This is a genomic window from Streptomyces sp. NPDC102360 (assembly GCF_044766085.1).
Classification (GTDB): Bacteria; Actinomycetota; Actinomycetes; order Streptomycetales; family Streptomycetaceae; genus Streptomyces.
In genome coordinates, this window is sequence record NZ_JBIWLG010000005.1 from 108840 (window position 1) to 126490 (window position 17651).

Here is a 17651-nt window from a genome sequence, read left to right on the forward strand (position 1 = left end):
GCCATGAGGCGGGGGTCCCGCGTCCGGCCACGCTCCTCCCTGAACCGACACGCCGCCGCCTTGGGCAATCTGCCGCCTTGGGCGGCAGGGTGGGCAAGGCGGCACCCCGGCGCCGCGCATCCCCACGGGCGGCCTCGGCCACGGCACCGGCCGGCCCACCGCGACCCACGGCCCCCGGCCCACCGCTCACCCGATGTCGAGCGGATCCACCCGCACCCGTACCGGCTCACCCGCCCCCCGGGCCATCCGCGCGGCCTGCGCCTGCTTCAAGGCACGCGCAAGCACCGCCCCACTCCCCGGCGGAACCCGCACGAGCACCCGCTCCCACTCCTCCCCGACCGGCGGCCCCCCGCCCCGCCGCCCCCCACCCGGTATCGCCGAAGGCACCGGCACGGGCCCCAACACCTCCGCGTCCCCCGGAAGTTCCACCGCCTCCATGAACCCGGCGACCGCCTCCGCCGTCCCCGCGACCGCCGCCATCCGCGACACCGGCGGAAACCCGAGCTCGGCCCGGTCCGCGAGCTCCCGCACCGCGTGTCCCACGGGATCCCACCGCACCAGCGCCTGCACGGGCCGCAACGTGGGCTCGGCGACCACGACCACCGCGCCGCCCACCTCCTGGGGCCGCACCAGCGCGGACGCCGCGATCCACCGCCGCAGCGCCTCCTCGCCGGCCCGCAGATCGGCCCGCCCCAGCATCGCCCACCCGTCGAGCAGCAGCGCCGCCGCGTACCCGCCCTCGGCGACCGGCTCGGCCCCCGGCGTACTCACGACGAGCGCGGGGGTCCCCGGAACCGTGTCGAGCACCTGCTCCCGCCCCGACGTCCGCACCGGCACCGTGGAGAACGCCCGCCCCAACTCCTCGGCGGTGCGCCGCGCCCCGACGACCTGGGCCCGCAACCGGGTCCCCCCGCACTCGCCGCACTGCCAGCGCCCTTCCTCGCGCCCGCACCACCCGCACGCGAGCACGCCGGTCGCCTCCCGCGCCTCCAACGGTCCCGCGCACTGCCGGCACCGGGCGGGCTCACGACACCGCTGACACGCGAGCCGCGGAACGTATCCCCGCCTCGGCACCTGCACCAGCACCGGCCCCTCGCGCAACGCGGTCCGCGCCACCTCCCACGCGAGACTCGGCAAGCGGGCGGCCCGCGCCGCCTCGTCGCGCGCCACGTCCCGGTCCCCCACGGTGCGTACGAGCGGAGCGACCCGCCGTACGACGTCCCGCGGCGCGCTCAGGGCCGCGGCCCACCCACTGCGCACCAGTTGAGCGGCCTCGACCGTGCAGCTCCAACTCCCGAGCAGGAAGGCGCACTTGTCGCGCGTGGCCCGCAGCTCCAGGACCTCCCGCACATGCGGGAAGGGTGCGTGATCATCGCTGTGGTGCTGGTCCCCGTCCTCCCAGACCACGACCAGGCCCAAGTCCCGTACGGGAGCGAACATGGCGGCCCGCGTCCCCACGACGGCCCGCACCGCCCCCCGCCGCACGGCAAGCCACTCGGAATAGCGCCGCTGCTGCCCGGCGTCAGCCGTCAGCAACGCATGCTGTCCCTCCCCCAACTCCTCCCTCAGCGCGGCGTCGACGCGCGCCGCGAGCCGTACGGTCGGCACGACGACCAGGGCCCCCCGCCCCGAAGCGTGCGTCGCCCGCACGGCCCGCGCGATCTCGTCGGCCCACTCGGGCCCGGGCAGCGCGGTCCACACGGCCCGCGGCGCACCCCCCGCGGCCAGCGAGCCCACGAAGTCGGCCCCCCGCTCATACCGAGCCCAGGACCCCGCCTCCGGAGCCCCCGGCGGCGCGGGCGGAGCGGCGAACTCCCGGGCCTCGGCCTTGGCATGGCGCGGCGGAATCGCGAGCTGCAGCACATCGGCGAGGCTCCCCGCGTACCGATCGGCGACGGCCCGGGTCAGCCCGAGCAACTCCGCGTCAAGCACGGGCTCGGGCGACACCACCTGCGCGAGCGCGGCCAGCGGCCCCTGATACTCGGCCTCGGCCACCCGCTCGACGAGAAATCCGTCAATCAGCCCACCCCCTTCACGCCGCCCGTCCCGTACGTTCCGATTCCCCGCGCCGAACCGCACCCGCACCCGCACGCCCGGCTGCGCGATGGCGTCCAGCTCCTTCGGCACGGCGTACTCGAAGTACCGGTCGAGATGCAGCACCCCCTTGTCCACGAGCACCCGCGCCACCGGCAGCTCCTCGGCCAACGGCGCCCCCCGCCACGTCCGCGGCTTCGCCTTCGGCGCCTTGGCAGCCCGCACGCTCTCCCGGATCAACGCAAGCTGCTCCGGCTCCCCGCCCTCGTCGCCCCTGTCGTTCTCGCTGCTCACACGTGCATTCCTACCAGAGGGCACTGACAGCGGGCCTGTCCCGAAGCGGCCCGGAAACGCCGAAGGGCCCGGCTCTCCCCAAGGAGAACCGGGCCCCACGGACCGATCTAGTGACTCAAGGTCTACACGCCCGCGGCCTTGCGCAGCGCGTCCACACGGTCCGTCTTCTCCCACGTGAATTCGGGCAGCGCGCGCCCGAAGTGGCCGTACGCGGCCGTCTGGGAGTAGATCGGGCGGAGCAGGTCGAGGTCGCGGATGATCGCGGCCGGGCGGAGGTCGAAGACCTCGGAGATCGCGGCCTCGATCTTGTCCGTGTCGACCGTCGCCGTGCCGAAGGTCTCCACGAAGAGACCGACCGGCTCGGCCTTGCCGATCGCGTACGCGACCTGGACCTCGCAGCGCGCGGCGAGACCGGCGGCCACGACGTTCTTGGCGACCCAGCGCATCGCGTACGCGGCCGAGCGGTCGACCTTGGACGGGTCCTTGCCGGAGAAGGCACCGCCGCCGTGGCGGGCGTAGCCGCCGTACGTGTCGATGATGATCTTGCGGCCGGTCAGACCGGCGTCGCCCATCGGGCCGCCGATCTCGAAGCGGCCGGTCGGGTTGACCAGCAGGCGGTAGTTCTCGGTCTCCAGCTTGATGCCGTCGTCGAGCAGCGCCTTCAGCTCCGGCTCCACCACGAACTCGCGGATGTCGGGAGCGAGAAGGGAGTCCAGGTCGATGTCGCTCGCATGCTGCGAGGAGACGACGACCGTGTCGAGGCGGACCGCCTTGTCGCCGTCGTACTCGATGGTGACCTGGGTCTTGCCGTCGGGGCGCAGGTAGGGGATCGTCCCGTTCTTGCGCACCTCGGAGAGGCGGCGCGAGAGGCGGTGCGCGAGGTGGATCGGGAGCGGCATGAGCTCCGGCGTCTCGTCGCACGCGTAGCCGAACATCAGGCCCTGGTCGCCCGCGCCCTGCTTGTCGAGCTCGTCCTCGTCACCCTCGACGCGCTTCTCGTACGCCGTGTCGACGCCCTGCGCGATGTCGGGCGACTGCGAGCCGATGGAGACCGAGACGCCGCAGGACGCGCCGTCGAAGCCCTTCTTCGACGAGTCGTAGCCGATCTCGAGGATCTTGTCGCGCACGAGCTGCGCGATCGGCGCGTAGGCCTTCGTGGTCACTTCGCCGGCCACGTGGACCTGGCCGGTGGTGATCAGCGTCTCGACGGCGACGCGGGACGAGGGGTCCTCGCGGAGCAGCGCGTCGAGAATGGTGTCGCTGATCTGGTCAGCGATCTTGTCGGGGTGACCCTCGGTCACGGACTCCGAGGTGAACAGGCGACGGGACACAACGCTCCCTGTGGTTGCAGCGGCTGCTGGCTGATCATTTACCGGATGGTGCGGGGGGCTGCGCCCGACACCGTCCGGGAACAGTTTATCGGTCGTACTCGGTCGCCGGGTCACGTGTCTCGCCCACTGGAAGTGCTGTGACCTGCGACACCGCATTGTGCGATACGACGATCGCTCTTCGGAAGGGTACCGCCCGCCCGAAAATGGCGTGTTTTCGGGGTTTCCCCGGGTCAGACGTGTCGAATGTGAATTTCACGCACCGATGCGGTTCCGCGCGTGTTCGACAAACATTCAGTCGGCCGTCGGGGGGACGAGGCGGCGCGCCGTCTCGTCCCAGATACGGTCGGCGAGCGCTTCCTTCGGGCCATACGGGACCGGTGTCTCCTGCCCGTCGGCGCCCAGGATCACGGCCTCGTTCTCCTCGGAGCCGAAGGTCCTGCGCTCCCCCACCTCGTTGACGACGAGCAGGTCACAACCCTTGCGGGCGAGCTTGGCGCGGCCGTTCGCGAGGACGTCGTCGGTCTCCGCGGCGAAGCCGACGACCACCTGTCCCGGACGGGCCCGGTCGGCGGAGAGCTCGGCGAGGATGTCCGGGTTGCGCACGAGGGCGATCGGCGCCGGCTCCTCGCCGTCCTTCTTCTTGATCTTCCCGGTGGCGTACGCCTCGGGACGGAAGTCGGCGACGGCCGCGGCCATGACGACCGCGTCCGCGTCGGCGGCCGCCTTGAGGGCCGCCTCGCGCAGCTGAACGGCCGTTCCTACGTGGACGACGTCGACGCCCGCCGGATCGGGGAGGCCCGCGTTCGCGGAGAGCAGCGTGACGCGGGCGCCGCGCACCGCCGCCGTACGGGCGAGCGCGTAGCCCTGCTTTCCGGAGGAGCGATTGCCGAGGAAGCGGACCGGGTCGAGGGGCTCGCGGGTGCCACCGGCGCTGACGACCACGTGGCGGCCGACAAGGTCCTGCGGGGCGTCGCCGCGCGCGAGCACCCGGCGGGCGTACTCGAAGATCTCCGCCGGGTCGGGGAAACGGCCCTTGCCGGTGTCGACGCCCGTGAGGCGGCCGACCGCGGGCTCGATGACGAGGGCGCCGCGGCGGCGCAGGGTGGCGACGTTCTCCTGGGTGGCCGGGTGCTCCCACATCTCGGTGTGCATCGCGGGGGCGAAGACGACCGGACACCGGGCGGTGAGCAGCGTGTTGGTGAGGAGGTCGTCGGCGAGCCCGTGGGCCGCCTTGGCGAGCATGTCGGCGGTGGCCGGCGCGACGATCACGAGGTCCGCGTGCTGGCCGATGCGCACGTGGGGCACCTCGTGGACCGCGTCCCAGACCTCCGTCGAGACCGGGTTGCCGGAGAGCGCCGACCAGGTCGCGGCGCCGACGAAGTGCAGCGCCGAGTCGGTCGGCACGACGCGCACGTCGTGGCCGGACTCCGTCAGTCGACGCAGCAGCTCACACGCCTTGTAGGCGGCGATTCCGCCGCTGACCCCCAGAACGACCTTCGGCTTCGACGACACCGGTTCTCCCCTGACTCGAACACGTACGAACGAAAAACGTACGACTCCATGACACACCACAGGCCCGACAGCTGCGCTGCCGGGCCTGAAGTACCGAAACTATGAGCGTTACTGAGCCGGGCCCTCGATGGCCTCGGACGTCAGCAGCCCCGCGTTGATCTCACGAAGAGCGATCGAGAGCGGCTTCTCGTGGACGTGCGTGTCCACCAGCGGGCCGACGTACTCGAGCAGGCCCTCACCGAGCTGCGAGTAGTACGCGTTGATCTGACGCGCGCGCTTGGCGGCGTAGATGACCAGGCTGTACTTCGAGTCGGTGGCCTCGAGGAGCTCATCAATCGGCGGGTTGATGATGCCCTCGGGCGCGGTGATGGTAGAGGACACTCTCTGCCTTCCGATGGGGTTAAAGATCAAAGAACTTTCATCAAGGCTAGCAGCTCAGCGGCCACGCCCTCGACGGAGGTGTTGACAAGAGTGGTGTCGAACTCCGATTCGGCGGCGAGCTCCACCTTGGCGGCCTCGAGGCGGCGCTCGATGACCTCCGGCGCCTCCGTACCGCGCCCGGTGAGCCGGCGGACCAGCTCTTCCCAGCTCGGCGGGGCCAGGAAGACCAGCTGCGCCTCGGGCATCGACTCCCGGACCAGGCGGGCACCCTGGAGGTCGATCTCGAGCAGCACCGGCTCCCCCGCCTCCAGGCGGTCGAGCACGGCTCGGCGCGGGGTGCCGTAACGGTTCCCCGCGAACTCGGCCCACTCGAGGAGCTCACCGTTGGCGATCAGCTTGTCCATTTCCTCGTCGGTGACGAAGAAGTACTGGACACCGTGCTGCTCGCCGGGGCGCGGCTTGCGGGTCGTGGCCGACACCGAGAGCCAGACCTCGGGGTGTTCCTTGCGCATATGGGCGACAACCGTGCTCTTGCCGACCCCCGAGGGGCCGGAGAGCACGGTCAGCCGCGGACGTTCGTCCGGGGGTACGGGGGTCGTCCCCCGGGGTGTTGCAGCCATGCAGCGATTATTCCAGTTGTTCCGGAGTGCCCGGACCAGCCCCGGGGGTCAGCCCGGGACGGTCGCGGCCACTCAGGCTCCGGTGCTGCCGAACTCGCGCTCCAGGGAGGCGATCTGGTTGGAACCGAGACCGCGCACCCGGCGGGATTCGGAGATCCCGAGCCGCTCCATGATCTGCTTGGCGCGGACCTTGCCCACGCCCGGCAGGGACTCGAGGAGGGCGGAGACCTTCATCTTGCCGATGACGTCGTTCTCCTGGCCCTGCTTGATGACCTCGTGGAGGGAGGCGCCGGAGTGCTTGAGTCGATTCTTGACCTCGGCCCGCTCCCGGCGAGCCGCGGCGGCCTTTTCGAGCGCGGCTGCGCGCTGTTCAGGGGTAAGGGGCGGAAGAGCCACGCCTACGTCACCTCGGATGTCGAACTGTCGGATACGGACCGGTGAGGAACCTAGTCGCCCCACACCTGGGGAGCAACGAACAACCCGCTGGCGTGCAGTTGACCGTTGACTCTCGACGGAGACTAGCGGGCATGGCCGCCAGAGTCAGCGAGAACAGACGAAAAGTCCTGGTCAGCCTCTGTCGAGCCATACATTTTGGACAAATCGACCACTAAATAGGACAGGATTCGGACGCGAAACCCAAGGTCGGCACGGAGTGCCACCCTCAAACCTCTCGCGTCAGGCCCTCGCGACGGCCTCGCGCACCTCGTCCGCGAACCGCACGGAGGCATCCCGCAGGGCGGCGACCGAAGGTCCCGCCTTGAGAACTCCACGGCTCACATTCGGTACGACATTGCGCACGGCGGAGCCGAACACCGACGGAAGATCGGCAGCCGTGGCACCCTGCGCCCCGATGCCGGGGGCGAGGAGCGGACCGTTGATGCCGAGCTCGTAGGAGGACAGATCGCCGAGCGTCGCGCCGACCACGGCTCCGAAGGAGCCCATGGGGTGCTCCCCCGCGTTCTCCTGCGCGAGGTGCCCGAGCATCGTCGCCCCCACATTGCGGCCGTCGGCGCGGACCGCGTGCTGGACCTCGCCGCCCTCGGGGTTCGAGGTGAGCGCGAGCACGAAGAGGCCGGCTCCGGATTCCCGGGCCAGGTCCACGGCGGGCTTCAGGGAGCCGTAGCCCAGGTACGGCGAGACGGTCAGGGCGTCCGAGAACAGCGGGGAGTCCTTGTGCAGGAAGGTCTCCGCGTACGCGGCCATAGTGGAGCCGATATCGCCGCGCTTGGCGTCCATGACGACAAGGGTCCCGGCGGCGCGCAGATCGGCGACGGCCGTCTCCAGGACGGCCACGCCGCGCGAGCCGAACCGCTCGAAGAACGCCATCTGCGGCTTGACCACAGCGACCGTGTCGGCCAGCGCCTCGACGCACGCGCGCGTGAAGGCCTCCAGGCCCGCGACGTCGTCGTTCAGGCCCCAGGAGGACAGCAGGGCGGCATGCGGGTCGATGCCGACGCAGAGCGGGCCGCGCTCGTCCATGACGCGGCGCAGGCGGGCGCCGAAGGGGTCCATCACTGTCATGCGGAAACCTTCTTCGTATCGGCGCCGATCGCGTCGGCGAGCGTGGCGTACGGGGAGTCGCGCAGGCGGGCGGCGAGACCCTTGTGGATCGCGCGGGCGTAGCAGGGGCCTTCGTAGATGAAGGCCGAGTAGCCCTGGATGAGCGTGGCACCGGCGAGGATGCGCTGCCAGGCGTCCTCGGCGTTCTCGATGCCCCCGACGCCCACGAGCGTGATCCGGTCGCCCACGCGCGCGTAGAGGCGCCTCAGGACCTCCAGGGAGCGCTCCTTGAGGGGCGCGCCGGACAGGCCGCCGGTCTCGTTGACGACGTCGCCCTTGGTGGCGAGGCCCTCGCGGCAGATCGTCGTGTTGGTGGCGATGATGCCGTCGAGGCCGAGTTCCACGGCCAGGTCGGCGACCGCGTCGACGTCCTCGTCGGCGAGGTCGGGCGCGATCTTCACGAGGAGCGGGACGCGGCGCGCCTTCGCCGTGCGGTCGGCGGCCTCGCGTACGGCGCTCAGGAGCGGCCGCAGCGCCTCGGTGGCCTGGAGGTTGCGCAGGCCCGGCGTGTTCGGCGAGGAGACGTTCACGACGAGGTAGTCGGCGAACGCGGCGAGCCGCTCGGTGGACTTCACGTAGTCGCCGACGGCCTCGGCCTCCGGCACCACCTTGGTCTTGCCGATGTTCACGCCGACCGTGGTCTTGAAGACCGGGTTGCGGGAGGCCAGGCGGGCCGCCACGGCCAGCGAGCCCTCGTTGTTGAAGCCCATGCGGTTGATGAGCGCGCGGTCCGGCACGAGGCGGAAGAGGCGCTTCTTGGGGTTGCCCGGCTGGGCCTCCCCGGTGACCGTGCCGATCTCGACGTGGTCGAAGCCGAGCATCGACATGCCGTCGATCGCGATGGCGTTCTTGTCGAAGCCGGCGGCGAGGCCGAAGGGGCCGTGCATACGCAGGCCCAGGGCCTCCGTACGCAGCTCCTTGTAGCGCGGCGCGAGATACGCGGCCACGAAGGTGCGCAGAACGGGCGTGCGGGCCGCGAGGCGGATCCAGCGGAAGGCCAGGTAGTGGGCCTTCTCGGGGTCCATGCGCTTGAAGACGAGGTTGAAGAACAGCTTGTACATGCCTGAAGTCCTATAGGTCCTCATGAGGCGGTGGCCTCATGAAGAGGGGGACACCGGTGTGGTGTCCCCCTCTTGGGCTGCCGGAGCCTGTGCCGGGTCCTTTAGTCGCGGGCCGCCGTCAGGTGTTCCGCGTGTTCCTGCAGTGAGCGCACGCCCACGTCGCCGTGGCCCAGCGCCTCGATGCCCTGGACGGCCGCGGCGAGCGCCTGGACCGTGGTCAGGCACGGCACGGAGCGGGAGACCGCCGCCGTACGGATGTCGTAGCCGTCGAGGCGGCCACCGGTGCCGTACGGGGTGTTGACGATCAGGTCGACGTCGCCGTCGTGGATCAGCTGGACGATCGTCTTCTCGCCGTTCGGGCCCTCGCCCTCGGACTGCTTGCGCACGACCGTGGCGTTGATGCCGTTGCGCTTGAGGACCTCGGCGGTGCCGGAGGTGGCGAGCAGCTCGAAGCCGTGGGCGACCAGCTCGCGCGCCGGGAAGATCATCGAGCGCTTGTCTCGGTTGGCGACGGAGATGAACGCCCGGCCCTTCGTCGGCAGCGGCCCGTACGCGCCCGCCTGCGACTTGGCGTACGCCGTGCCGAAGACGGAGTCGATGCCCATGACCTCGCCGGTGGAGCGCATCTCCGGGCCGAGGACCGTGTCGACGCCGCGGCCGTGGATGTCGCGGAAGCGCGACCACGGCATGACGGCCTCCTTGACGGAGATCGGCGCGTCCATCGGCAGCGTGCCGCCGTCGCCGGTCTTCGGGAGCAGTCCCTCGGCGCGCAGCTCGGCGACGGTCGCGCCCAGCGAGATGCGGGCGGCGGCCTTCGCGAGCGGCACCGCGGTCGCCTTCGAGGTGAAGGGGACCGTGCGCGACGCGCGCGGGTTGGCCTCCAGGACGTAGAGGATGTCACCCGCCATCGCGAACTGGATGTTGATCAGGCCGCGCACGCCGACACCCTTGGCGATGCCCTCCGTGGAGGCGCGCAGGCGCTTGATGTCGTAGCCGCCGAGCGTGATCGGGGGCAGGGCGCACGCCGAGTCACCGGAGTGGATGCCGGCCTCCTCGATGTGCTCCATGACGCCGCCGAGGTAGAGCTCCTCGCCGTCGTACAGGGCGTCGACGTCGATCTCGATGGCGTCGTCGAGGAAGCGGTCGACGAGGACCGGCCGCGAGGGGCTGATCTCGGTCGACTCCTCGATGTACGAGGAGAGGCGCTCCTCGTCGTAGACGATCTCCATGCCGCGGCCGCCGAGCACGTACGACGGGCGGACGAGGACCGGGTAGCCGATCTCGTCGGCGATCGTCTTCGCTTCCGCGAACGTGGTGGCGGTGCCGTGCTTCGGCGCGGGCAGGCCGGCCTCGGCGAGCACGCGGCCGAAGGCGCCGCGGTCCTCCGCGGCGTCAATCGCCTCCGGCGGGGTGCCGACGATCGGGACTCCGTTGTCCTTGAGCGCCTGCGCCAGGCCCAGCGGAGTCTGGCCGCCGAGCTGGACGATGACACCCGCGACCGGACCGGCCTGCTGCTCCGCGTGGACGATCTCCAGGACGTCCTCGAGGGTCAGCGGCTCGAAGTAGAGGCGGTCGGACGTGTCGTAGTCCGTGGAGACCGTCTCCGGGTTGCAGTTGACCATCACGGTCTCGTAGCCCGCGTCGCTGAGCGCGAAGGAGGCGTGGACGCAGGAGTAGTCGAACTCGATGCCCTGGCCGATGCGGTTCGGGCCGGAGCCGAGGATGATCACGGCGGGCTTCTCGCGCGGCGCGACCTCGCTCTCCTCGTCGTACGAGGAGTAGAAGTACGGCGTCTTGGCGGCGAACTCGGCGGCGCAGGTGTCGACCGTCTTGTAGACCGGGCGGACACCGAGGGCGTGCCTGACCTCGCGGACGACGTCCTGGCGCAGGCCCCGGATCTCGGCGATCTGGCGGTCGGAGAAGCCGTGCCGCTTGGCCTCGGCGATCAGCTCACGCGTCAGCTCGGGGGCGGCGGCCAGGTCGTCCGCGACCTCCTTGATAAGGAAGAGCTGGTCCACGAACCACGGGTCGATCTTCGTGTAGTCGAAGATCTCCTGCGGCGTGGCGCCGGCGCGGATCGCCTCCATGACGGTGTTGATACGCCCGTCGGTCGGGCGCACGGCCTCTTCGAGGAGCGCGGTCTTGTCGCCGGTCTCGCCCACGAAGGTGAACTGCGAGCCCGTCTTCTCCAGCGAGCGCAGCGCCTTCTGGAACGCCTCGGTGAAGTTGCGGCCGATGGCCATGGCCTCGCCGACCGACTTCATGGTCGTGGTCAGCGTGGAGTCGGCGGACGGGAACTTCTCGAAGGCGAAGCGCGGCGCCTTCACGACTACGTAGTCGAGCGTCGGCTCGAAGGAGGCCGGCGTCTTCTCGGTGATGTCGTTCGGGATCTCGTCCAGCGTGTAGCCGACGGCCAGCTTGGCAGCGATCTTCGCGATCGGGAAGCCGGTGGCCTTCGAGGCGAGAGCCGACGAGCGCGAGACGCGCGGGTTCATCTCGATGACGATGACGCGGCCGTCGTCGGGGTTGATCGCGAACTGGATGTTGCAGCCGCCGGTGTCGACGCCGACCTCGCGGATGATCGCGATGCCGACGTCACGCAGCCGCTGGTACTCGCGGTCGGTGAGGGTCATCGACGGGGCGACGGTGATCGAGTCACCGGTGTGCACGCCCATCGGGTCGAAGTTCTCGATGGAGCAGACGACCACGACGTTGTCGTTCTTGTCGCGCATCAGCTCCAGCTCGTACTCCTTCCAGCCGAGGATGGACTCCTCCAGGAGCACCTCGGTGGTCGGCGAGAGCGTGAGGCCCTGACCGGCGATGCGGCGCAGCTCCTCCTCGTCGTGCGCGAAGCCGGAACCGGCGCCGCCCATGGTGAAGGAGGGGCGGACGACCACGGGGTAGCCGCCGAGCTCGTCGACGCCCTTGAGGACGTCGTCCATGGAGTGGCAGATGTACGAGCGGGCGGACTCGCCGTGCCCGATCTTCTTGCGGACCTCTTCGACGACACCCTTGAAGAGGTCGCGGTCCTCGCCCTTGTTGATCGCCTCGACGTTGGCGCCGATCAGCTCGACGCCGTACTTCTCGAGGACGCCCTGCTCGTGCATCGAGATCGCGGTGTTGAGAGCGGTCTGGCCGCCGAGGGTGGGCAGGAGGGCGTCGGGGCGCTCCTTGGCGATGATCTTCTCGACGAACTCGGGGGTGATCGGCTCGACGTACGTGGCGTCGGCGATCTCCGGGTCGGTCATGATCGTCGCCGGGTTGGAGTTGACCAGGATGACCCGCAGGCCCTCCTGCTTCAGCACCCGGCAGGCCTGGGTGCCGGAGTAGTCGAACTCCGCGGCCTGGCCGATGACGATCGGGCCCGAGCCGATGACGAGTACGGACTTCAGGTCGTTGCGCTTAGGCACGGGCGGACTCCATCAGAGACACGAAGCGGTCGAACAGGTACGCGGCGTCGTGCGGACCGGCCGCCGCTTCGGGGTGGTACTGGACGGAGAAGCCCGGCTGGTCGAGCAGCTGGAGCCCCTCCACGACGTTGTCGTTGAGGCACACGTGGGAGACCTCGGCGCGGCCGAACCTGGTGTCGCTCACCTTGTCCAGCGGCGCCTCCACGGCGAAGCCGTGGTTGTGGGCGGTGACCTCGACCTTGCCGGTGGTGCGGTCCTGCACCGGCTGGTTGATGCCGCGGTGGCCGTACCTCAGCTTGAACGTGCCGAAGCCGAGGGCGCGACCGAGGATCTGGTTGCCGAAGCAGATGCCGAACAGCGGCGTCTTGCGCTCCAGGACGGCGGTCATCAGCGCGACCGGGCCCTCGGCGGTGGCCGGGTCGCCCGGGCCGTTCGAGAAGAACACGCCGTCGGGGTTGACGGCGTAGATGTCGTCCGCTGTGGCCGTGGCCGGCAGGACGTGCACCTCGATGCCGCGCTCGGCCATCCGGTGCGGGGTCATGCCCTTGATGCCGAGGTCGATCGCGGCGACGGTGAACTTCTTCTCGCCGACGGCCGGGACGACGTACGACTCCGCGGTGGTGACCTCCTCGTAGAGGGAGGCGCCCTTCATCTGGGGCTGCGCCTGGACCTTCGCGACCAGCTCGGCCTCGGTGACGAGCGTCTCGCCGGAGAAGATGCCGGAGCGCATGGAGCCGCTCTCGCGCAGGTGGCGGGTGAGGGCACGGGTGTCGATGCCGGAGATGCCGACGATGTCCTGTGCGACCAGCTCGTCGTCCAGGCTGCGCTTGGCGCGCCAGTTGGACGCCACGCGCGCGGGGTCGCGCACCACGTAGCCGGAGACCCAGATGCGCTTCGACTCGTCGTCCTCGTCGTTCCAGCCCGTGTTGCCGATCTGCGGGGCGGTCGCGACCACGATCTGACGGTCGTACGACGGGTCGGTGAGGGTCTCCTGGTAGCCGGTCATGCCGGTGGAGAACACGGCCTCGCCGAAGGTCTCCCCCACGGCCCCGTAGGCGCGGCCGCGGAACACCCGGCCGTCCTCCAGGACGAGTACGGCAGGAGCCTTCGTGGCTCCCCTGGTGGAGGTGGTCATCGTGCGGTGCCTTCCGTCGTGTTGATCATGTCGTTGATGGTGCTGACCCACTCCGCCTGCTCGGCGGCGTGGTCCGAGCGGAATCCGGAGTCGATCAGCTTGTCGCCGTGCGCCCAGGTGACGATGAGCAGGCCGCCCTCCGTGAGGACCTTGCCGGCGATGCCCTTGTCGAGCCGGGCCTCGCGCAGCGCCTCCACCGGGACGAAGAAGTCGCTCGCTCCGGGGCGTACGGCGTTCAGGCCCGCGTCGGTGAGCGTCAGCTCGACACGGCTGCGGGTGCCGAGGCCGTGCGCCACGATGCGGTCGAGCCACTGCCCGGCGGTGGTGGAGCCGTGGTAACGGCCGCTCAGCTCCAGTTTCACCGGAGCCTGCTCGGTCGGCGCGTCGGGCAGCGGCGGCAGGTCGCCCTGCAGGGTGCCGCGCCACTTCCAGCCCTGGCGCATCAGCCAGTAGACGAGCGCGATGAACAGCAGCAGACCGACGATCCAGCCGATGCGGTTCGGCCAGTCCGTCACCTCCGCCGACTTCTGTTCGGCAGCGAGGACAGCGAGTGGTTGCAGAGGTGTCACGCGAGCTTCCCGTCGGCGAGGGTGGCCTTGCCCCGCAGCCAGGTGTGGGTGACGCGCCCCGGCAGCTCACGGCCCTCGTAAGGGGTGTTGCGGCTGCGGGAGGCGAAGCCCGCGGGGTCCACGTCACCACGGTAGTCGGCGTCGACGAGAACCAGGTTCGCGGGCTCACCTGCCGAGACGGGACGTCCATGGCCGTGTGCCCGGCCGATCTCGGCGGGCTTCACGGACATCCGGTCGGCGACTCCGGCCCAGCTCAGCAGGCCCGTCTCGACCATGGTCTGCTGCACGACGCTGAGCGCGGTCTCCAGGCCCACCATGCCCATGGCGGCGGCGGCCCACTCGCAGTCCTTGTCCTCGTGCGGGTGCGGGGCGTGGTCCGTGGCGACGATGTCGATCGTGCCGTCGGCCAGCGCCTCGCGCAGCGACATGACGTCCTTCTCGGTGCGCAGCGGCGGGTTGACCTTGTAGACCGGGTTGTACGAGCGCACCATCTCGTCGGTCAGGAGCAGGTGGTGCGGGGTGACCTCGGCGGTGACGTCGATACCGCGGGACTTGGCCCAGCGGATGATCTCGACGGAGCCGGCCGTGGACAGATGGCAGATGTGCACGCGGGAGCCGACGTGCTCGGCGAGCAGCACATCGCGGGCGATGATCGACTCCTCGGCGACGGCGGGCCAGCCGCCGAGGCCCAGCTCGGCGGAGACGGTGCCCTCGTTCATCTGGGCGCCCTCGGTGAGGCGGGGCTCCTGCGCGTGCTGGGCGACGACGCCGCCGAAGGCCTTCACGTACTCCAGGGCGCGGCGCATGATCACGGCGTCGTGGACGCACTTGCCGTCGTCGGAGAAGACGGTGACGCCGGCGGCGGACTCGTGCATGGCGCCGAGCTCGGCGAGCTTGACGCCCTCCAGGCCGACGGTGACGGCGCCGATGGGCTGCACGTCGCAGTAGCCGTGCTCCTGGCCGAGCCGGTAGACCTGCTCGACGACGCCGGCGGTGTCGGCGACCGGGAAGGTGTTGGCCATGGCGAACACGTTCGTGTAGCCACCGGAGGCGGCGGCGCGGGTGCCGGTCAGGACGGTCTCGGAGTCCTCGCGGCCGGGCTCGCGCAGGTGGGTGTGCAGGTCGACGAGGCCCGGCAGGAGAACCTTGCCCTCGGCCTCGACGACGATCTCGACACCATCGGCGCTCAGTCCGGCACCGACCTCGGCGATCACGCCACCGTCGATCAGCACGTCCTGCGGCTCGCCGCCCAGCACCTTCGCACCACGGATCAGGGTCTTGCTCATGATTACTTGCTCTCCTCGGAACCGGTGGCGGTGGGGCGGGTGTGGCTGACGGCGGGCTCGTTGCCGCCGAGAAGCAGGTACAGGACGGCCATCCGCGTGTGCACGCCGTTGGCGACCTGCTCGATGACCGTGCAGCGGTCGGAGTCGGCGACCTCGGCGGTGATCTCCATGCCGCGGACCATCGGTCCTGGGTGCATCACGATGGAGTGCTCCGGCATCCGCGCCATGCGGTCGCCGTCGAGGCCGTAGCGGCGCGAGTACTCGCGCTCGGTCGGGAAGAACGCGGCGTTCATCCGCTCCCGCTGCACGCGCAGCATCATCACCGCGTCGGACTTGGTGAGGGTCGAATCGAGGTCGTACGAGACCTCGCAGGGCCAGCTCTCGACGCCGACCGGCACCAGGGTGGGCGGCGCGACGACGGTGACCTCGGCGCCGAGCGTGTGCAGCAGGTCGACGTTCGAGCGGGCGACGCGGCTGTGCAGCACGTCGCCGACGATCGTGACGCGCTTGCCGTCGAGGCCCTTGCCGATCCCGGCGTCGGGGCCGACGAGCCGGCGGCGCATCGTGAAGGCGTCGAGCAGCGCCTGCGTGGGGTGCTGGTGGGTGCCGTCACCGGCGTTGATGACGGGCGCGTCGATCCAGCCGGAGGTCGCGAGCCGGTACGGGGCGCCGGACGCACCGTGCCGGATGACGACGGCGTCGACGCCCATGGCCTCGAGGGTCTGGGCGGTGTCCTTCAGGGACTCGCCCTTGGAGACGCTCGACCCCTTGGCGGCGAAGTTGATGACGTCCGCGGACAGGCGCTTCTCGGCGGCCTCGAACGAGATCCGCGTACGCGTCGAGTCCTCGAAGAACAGGTTGCAGATGGTCCGGCCGCGCAGCGCGGGCAGCTTCTTGATGGGCCGGTCGGCGACGCGGGCCATCTCCTCGGCGGTGTCGAGGATGAGTACGGCGTCGTCGCGGGAGAGGTCGGCGGCCGAGATGAGGTGTCGCATCATCTGGGGTGCTCCGTAAGGAAGTTCAGGAGATTCAGGACATACAGGCGCGCGAGGGCACACCTTTCGGGCCGTACGCGGGCGCGCGCACAGCGGAGAAGGGGTGCTACTGCTCGGCCGCCTGGGCGTCCGGCTTGGCACCGAGCAGCACGGCGTCGCGGCCGTCCTCCTCGGCGAGCTGGACCTTGACCGTCTCCCGCAGCGACGTGGGGAGGTTCTTGCCGACATAGTCGGCACGGATGGGGAGTTCGCGGTGGCCGCGGTCGACGAGGACGGCGAGCTGCACGGCACGCGGGCGCCCGATGTCGTTCAGGGCGTCGAGGGCGGCGCGGATGGTGCGGCCGGAGAAGAGCACGTCGTCGACGAGGACGACGAGTCGGCCGTCGATGCCGTCACCCGGGATCTCGGTGCGGGCGAGCGCGCGCGGCGGGTGCATGCGCAGGTCGTCGCGGTACATCGTGATGTCGAGCGAGCCGACGGGGATGGCGCGGCCGGTGATCTCTTCGAGCTTCTCGGCCAGCCGACGGGCGAGGAAGACGCCTCGCGTCGGGATGCCCAGGAGGACCACGTCCTCGGCGCCCTTGGCGCGCTCGACGATCTCGTGGGCGATGCGGGTCAGTACCCGCGCGATGTCAGGGCCTTCGAGAACCGGCCGGGCATCGGACTGCTGCGTGTCCATACGAAACGGACCCCCTTCTCCGCCTCACGGGACGGACCTTAAAGGACGTCGGATTTGCGTCGTCAACAATACCAGCCTCCACAACATCCCTGATCACCCGCCTGGAGGTGCGGGACCGCCGAATTCACGAGAAGGTCGGTACGGACCATTCGGCTTGACGCGGCCAAGTAACGCTGCGTAACCTCACAGTGAGTTACAGCCACGCGGCGCAGCCGCTTAGTGATGCAGTGTCCGGGGAGCTATATGTCCAGCGAATACGCCAAACAGCTCGGGGCCAAACTCCGCGCGATCCGTACCCAGCAGGGCCTTTCCCTCCACGGTGTCGAGGAGAAGTCCCAGGGACGCTGGAAGGCGGTCGTGGTGGGGTCGTACGAGCGCGGTGACCGTGCCGTGACCGTGCAGCGCCTTGCCGAACTGGCGGACTTCTACGGCGTGCCGGTGCAGGAACTGCTGCCGGGCACCACCCCGGGTGGCGCCGCCGAGCCGCCGCCGAAGCTGCGCCTCGACCTGGAGCGCCTTGCCCACGTGCCGCCGGAGAAGGCGGGCCCGCTGCAGCGTTACGCCGCCACGATCCAGTCGCAGCGCGGTGACTACAACGGCAAGGTGCTCTCGATCCGCCAGGACGACCTGCGCACCCTCGCCGTCATTTACGACCAGTCGCCCTCGGTCCTGACCGAGCAGCTGATCAGCTGGGGCGTGCTCGACGCGGACGCGCGCCGCGCAGTGGCGCACGACGACGTCTGATCCGGCCACGACGCCGCAGAAACGTCACAGCCCTGAGGGG

15 protein-coding genes are annotated in these 17651 nt (G+C 70.3%); 1 reads left to right on the forward strand and 14 read right to left on the reverse strand.

All coding sequences use genetic code 11. The features are described from left to right. Nucleotides 1–186: 186 nt before the first annotated feature. The 14 genes from ACIRHA_RS21360 to pyrR form a co-directional block, all read right to left on the reverse strand. On the reverse strand, nt 187–2328 hold the full coding sequence (locus ACIRHA_RS21360) for a primosomal protein N' (protein WP_403847938.1): 2142 nt from the start codon (nt 2326–2328) through the stop codon (nt 187–189). 122 nt (nt 2329–2450) lie between these two features. Beyond that, nucleotides 2451–3659: a methionine adenosyltransferase gene (gene metK / locus ACIRHA_RS21365; RefSeq protein ID WP_403847941.1), complete on the reverse strand. Its 1209-nt coding sequence runs from the start codon at nt 3657–3659 to the stop codon at nt 2451–2453. Nucleotides 3660–3950: 291 nt separating this feature from the next. Then, on the reverse strand, nt 3951–5171 hold the full coding sequence (coaBC, locus tag ACIRHA_RS21370) for a bifunctional phosphopantothenoylcysteine decarboxylase/phosphopantothenate--cysteine ligase CoaBC (protein ID WP_403847944.1): 1221 nt from the start codon (nt 5169–5171) through the stop codon (nt 3951–3953). Between the two features lie 108 nt (nt 5172–5279). Further along, nucleotides 5280–5552: a DNA-directed RNA polymerase subunit omega gene (rpoZ, locus tag ACIRHA_RS21375; protein ID WP_326014223.1), complete on the reverse strand. Its 273-nt coding sequence runs from the start codon at nt 5550–5552 to the stop codon at nt 5280–5282. A 26-nt stretch (nt 5553–5578) separates the two neighbouring features. Beyond that, entirely contained in the window at nt 5579–6172 is a 594-nt protein-coding gene (gene gmk / locus ACIRHA_RS21380; protein ID WP_403847947.1) for a guanylate kinase, read from the reverse strand. Nucleotides 6173–6244: 72 nt separating this feature from the next. Next, complete coding sequence (locus ACIRHA_RS21385; RefSeq protein WP_026246651.1) at nt 6245–6568, reverse strand: integration host factor; 324 nt, start codon at nt 6566–6568, stop codon at nt 6245–6247. 279 nt (nt 6569–6847) lie between these two features. Then, a complete protein-coding gene (pyrF, locus tag ACIRHA_RS21390; protein WP_403847950.1) occupies nt 6848–7693 on the reverse strand; it encodes an orotidine-5'-phosphate decarboxylase in 846 nt (281 codons plus the stop codon). Next, a complete protein-coding gene (locus ACIRHA_RS21395) occupies nt 7690–8793 on the reverse strand; it encodes a quinone-dependent dihydroorotate dehydrogenase (protein WP_403847952.1) in 1104 nt (367 codons plus the stop codon). Before ACIRHA_RS21395 ends, pyrF begins: the two co-directional genes overlap by 4 nt. A 101-nt stretch (nt 8794–8894) precedes the next feature. Further along, nucleotides 8895–12203 carry a carbamoyl-phosphate synthase large subunit gene (carB, locus tag ACIRHA_RS21400; RefSeq protein WP_403847955.1) on the reverse strand — a complete coding sequence of 1103 codons (3309 nt, stop codon included), beginning with the start codon at nt 12201–12203 and terminating at the stop codon, nt 8895–8897. Next, nucleotides 12196–13338: a glutamine-hydrolyzing carbamoyl-phosphate synthase small subunit gene (carA, locus tag ACIRHA_RS21405; protein ID WP_403847958.1), complete on the reverse strand. Its 1143-nt coding sequence runs from the start codon at nt 13336–13338 to the stop codon at nt 12196–12198. Before carA ends, carB begins: the two co-directional genes overlap by 8 nt. Further along, nucleotides 13335–13907: a hypothetical protein gene (locus ACIRHA_RS21410; protein WP_403847961.1), complete on the reverse strand. Its 573-nt coding sequence runs from the start codon at nt 13905–13907 to the stop codon at nt 13335–13337. The genes carA and ACIRHA_RS21410 overlap by 4 nt, the downstream gene beginning before the upstream one ends. Next, nucleotides 13904–15193, reverse strand: coding sequence for a dihydroorotase (locus tag ACIRHA_RS21415; protein WP_403847963.1), 1290 nt, complete (start codon nt 15191–15193; stop codon nt 13904–13906). Before ACIRHA_RS21415 ends, ACIRHA_RS21410 begins: the two co-directional genes overlap by 4 nt. Nucleotides 15194–15195: 2 nt before the next feature. Next, nucleotides 15196–16191 (reverse strand): aspartate carbamoyltransferase catalytic subunit, encoded by a 996-nt coding sequence (locus tag ACIRHA_RS21420; RefSeq protein WP_403847966.1) that lies wholly within the window; start codon nt 16189–16191, stop codon nt 15196–15198. Nucleotides 16192–16294: 103 nt separating this feature from the next. Next, nucleotides 16295–16867: a bifunctional pyr operon transcriptional regulator/uracil phosphoribosyltransferase PyrR gene (gene pyrR / locus ACIRHA_RS21425; RefSeq protein ID WP_266721807.1), complete on the reverse strand. Its 573-nt coding sequence runs from the start codon at nt 16865–16867 to the stop codon at nt 16295–16297. Nucleotides 16868–17110: 243 nt separating this feature from the next. Here pyrR and bldD point away from each other — a divergent pair, with 243 nt between their 5' ends. Further along, nucleotides 17111–17611, forward strand: a complete 501-nt coding sequence (gene bldD, locus ACIRHA_RS21430; RefSeq protein WP_266721805.1) for a transcriptional regulator BldD — start codon at nt 17111–17113, stop codon at nt 17609–17611. Nucleotides 17612–17651: the final 40 nt, after the last annotated feature.